At 41.3% G+C, this 3,154-nt stretch carries 4 protein-coding genes and 1 pseudogene; 4 read left to right on the forward strand and 1 reads right to left on the reverse strand.

Going from position 1 to position 3,154, the window contains the following annotated elements:
* The 4 genes and pseudogenes from MHN01_RS22255 to MHN01_RS22270 all read left to right on the forward strand — a co-directional run.
* Positions 1 to 459 (forward strand): hypothetical protein (locus tag MHN01_RS22255; protein WP_239413509.1); only part of this gene is annotated, 459 nt, incomplete at its 5' end.
* Positions 460 to 593: 134 nt separating this feature from the next.
* A pseudogene (locus MHN01_RS22260) lies at positions 594 to 1,059 on the forward strand (acyltransferase).
* 214 nt (positions 1,060 to 1,273) lie between these two features.
* Positions 1,274 to 1,468 (forward strand): hypothetical protein, encoded by a 195-nt coding sequence (locus MHN01_RS22265; RefSeq protein ID WP_239413510.1) that lies wholly within the window; start codon positions 1,274 to 1,276, stop codon positions 1,466 to 1,468.
* Between the two features lie 110 nt (positions 1,469 to 1,578).
* A complete protein-coding gene (locus MHN01_RS22270; RefSeq protein WP_239413511.1) occupies positions 1,579 to 2,424 on the forward strand; it encodes an MBL fold metallo-hydrolase in 846 nt (281 codons plus the stop codon).
* Positions 2,425 to 2,446: 22 nt separating this feature from the next.
* Here MHN01_RS22270 and MHN01_RS22275 read toward each other — a convergent pair.
* The coding region (locus tag MHN01_RS22275; protein ID WP_239413513.1) for an SDR family NAD(P)-dependent oxidoreductase at positions 2,447 to 3,154 on the reverse strand (708 nt) is incomplete at its 5' end.

The following is a 3,154-nucleotide window of genomic DNA, read 5'->3' on the forward strand; positions in this document are numbered from 1 at the left end:
ACCCAGGAACAGCATCAAGTGGCTGTATTATTTTACCTAGGAAAATCCGCGAGAAAATTTGGGCTAGTAGTGACCGTAAACTTGTTGTTATTGAGGCAATGGAATAGCATGAGATTTTTACTTTTATTTGCAGTGTTATTCTCATCTCTGTCATTATCGAATAGTCCAAAATGTGACAATCCAAATTCTTGGGCACCAAGAATGGCTTATATATACTTGGCTGAAAATAAATTTTTCACAGATGATGAAGTAGAGCACGATAAGATTATAGTTAGGCTAATAGCGTCTGAAAAAATAGCAAATGATATTTATCGTCAAGTTCATCATGTGATTTTTAAACTTAAGTCAGGCGAAGATGTTGAGGTTATAACTTCTAATGAGGCTTCTTCGGAGGAGTGCTCTTATAGTGGTGTAAAAGTCTTTGTGATCAGCTCAACATTCTCAGACCCATCGGCATAACAAAGCCATCAAAACGACCACAAACACTCGGCATTTTAAGTGTCGGGTGTTTTTGTATGGGATTGAATTAATGCTGCTAAATTAACAATGGCTTGTGGCGTTTTATGGCAGGTCGTTATGTTTTTGGAGAAATAATGGCAAGTCCAAGGATTTTGAAAGTGCAGGTTATCGATGTCACCTGCGGTGAAAATGTTACTATCATTGAGCCCGCCAATGTATATGGTTGTGAGCTTGAAGATGATGTGTTTGTAGGTCCTTTTGTAGAAATTCAGAAAAACTCTTTAATTGGTGCTAGAACAAAGATCCAATCTCACACTTTTATCTGTGAATACGTGACCATTGGTAAAGGTTGCTTTGTTGGTCACGGTGTTATGTTTGCGAACGATCTGTTTAAAGATGGAAAACCAAACCCAAATCCAGATAGTTGGAGGCGGACAGTTATTGCTGATGGAGTAACGATCGGTTCTAACGCGACAGTGCTTGCGGTGAAAATCTGTGAAGATGCCGTTATAGGAGCAGGTAGTGTGGTAACTAAAGACATTACCGAAAAGGGTATTTATGCTGGCAATCTCTGCTAGAAAGCTCCGAGATTTACCGTAGAAAAACATAACAAAGCAATCAAGGTGATCCGTTACACTCGGCGGTTTTGATTTGGAGTGCGCTTGGTGAATTCATCGTGGGGCACTTTATTGCAAGTGTTAGGCATGGGAAAAGCCTGCTTTATGATCTGGTTGTAACCACGTCCCCCAAGAGCGGGAAATTTCAGGCCATTCGTTCATCGTAGGGCTGTCATTATAGTTCGGAGAAATGCAGGTTGATCCGTTCTTTGCTTCCTCAGGCAATGGCAATAAAGCATCGCACTATTCATCGTGACATCGTTGTGAATGCTTTGCCGTTTGCTCTACCTGTTAGCCGGGTAATGCAGCCTCGGTTAGCTCCTCATCAGGCTGTCATGCCCCATGAAGGCTCGTGGGTGCTGTATCTCACGGTTGGTGCTGGAGCACACTGAGATAGTGCGGCCAAGTATGAACCCAAGTGATCTGACTTCAGTCTATTTCACGGGACCGTTATAATAACTCGTTATACGAGTTGCTGTACCATCTATCTCAATAGGTAATTATGAAACTTACAGCTTTAGTTGATAACTCACGGTTAGAAAGCAGGCCCGATCTTGTAGTTGAAAGAGGGTTGTCTCTTCACGTTGAGACCATAGACCATAAAATATTATTTGATGCAGGGGGTAGTAAAGCGTTTTGTGATAATGCCACTTTGTTGGGTATTGAAATCCAAGATATAGATGCGGCGGTTATCTCTCATCGCCATCATGACCATTGTAACGGTGTTACTCACTTTCTCGATGGTAACTCTAAAGCTCAGGTATATTTACGGGAGTGCGGCGAGATTGATTATAGCTTTAAGGCTTTTGGCTTGAAGCTCGATATTGGTATTGATAAGAACTTGCTAGCAAAAGCGCAGGGACGTGCTATTTTCGTTAACCATACAAAAGAGATTTTGCCCAACATTTATGTTGTGACAAAAATAAGCAATAAGTATGCGCAACCCAAAGGAAACAAGTACTTATTTACTCACTCAGAGAATGGCTGTAAGCCAGATAGATTCGAGCATGAACTACTTATGATCATAAAAGAAAATGATGGATTGGTGGTTTTTACTGGTTGTGCTCATAGCGGCGTTCTCAATATGGTTGATACTGCAGTTGAGCTTTTCCCAAATACCAGGATTAAGGCGGTTGTGGGTGGTTTTCACCTAGTAGGTCTGCCTATGTTTAATAGTATTGGAGGAACCAAAGATGAGATTAAAGCGATAGGACGGGAGTTGGAAAGTTACCCAATAGACAAGCTATACACGGGCCATTGTACAGGCAAGAAAGCATATGGGTTACTTAAAAGTGTACTGGGTGATCGTCTTGAGCATCTCCCTACCGGGCGTAGTGTAATTATCTAGTTTTGTATTGAGGTTTTGTATGCTACCAAGGTATCTCTGAGCCATCATAACTAAAGAACTTTCCTGAGTCGGCTGGGGCTGCAGTGTCTAGTATCCCCAGCAGGCATTGAGCTACATAATCTGCTGTAAACAGCTTATCTGGTTGAACATTTTTTTGAAATGGTTTCGATAGACTAGTATCGGTGGTACCTGGATGAAAGGCGAGTACACAACAGTTAGGTAATTTATGCCTCCACTCAATACTGATGGTCTTAATTGCCATGTTCAGTGCTGCTTTTGAGCATCGATAACTGATCCATCCACCGATTTTGTTGTCTTCTATACTCCCGATTCGAGCAGAAAGCGAAATGAAGTATGTTCTATGCTTCGACTTTAGCTTAGTAGAAAAGTATTTTGCTAAGTAAATAGTAGGTAGAACGTTTGAATGAATGTTCTGGTCGAAAAAGTCACGAGTAAATTTATTGATAGATTTTTCTGGCTTCGTGTTCGGTAGGTGCAGGAATCCAGCTGCATTGATTAGTATATCCAGTCTCGGAATGCTGTCTGCGAGTGACCGAATATCAGGCTCAGACGATGCGTCTATTTTGAACCAATGAATACGATCATTATCAATTTCAGGTTTGTTAGTTCGGTAAGTTGCATAAATAATGGCTTCAGTGTTGGATGCAAGGAACAGGTTTACCAAAGCTGAACCTATACCGCCAGAGCTGCCAATAATGAGAAGTCTCAA

This window comes from Photobacterium sp. OFAV2-7 (genome assembly GCF_022347985.1).
Classification (GTDB): domain Bacteria; phylum Pseudomonadota; class Gammaproteobacteria; order Enterobacterales; family Vibrionaceae; genus Photobacterium.

What these genes read in the sequence shown, in the direction of transcription:
- MHN01_RS22270 (WP_239413511.1), top strand. Translation starts at nt 1,579, where the DNA reads ATGAAACTTACAGCTTTAGTTGATAACTCACGGTTAGAAAGCAGGCCC.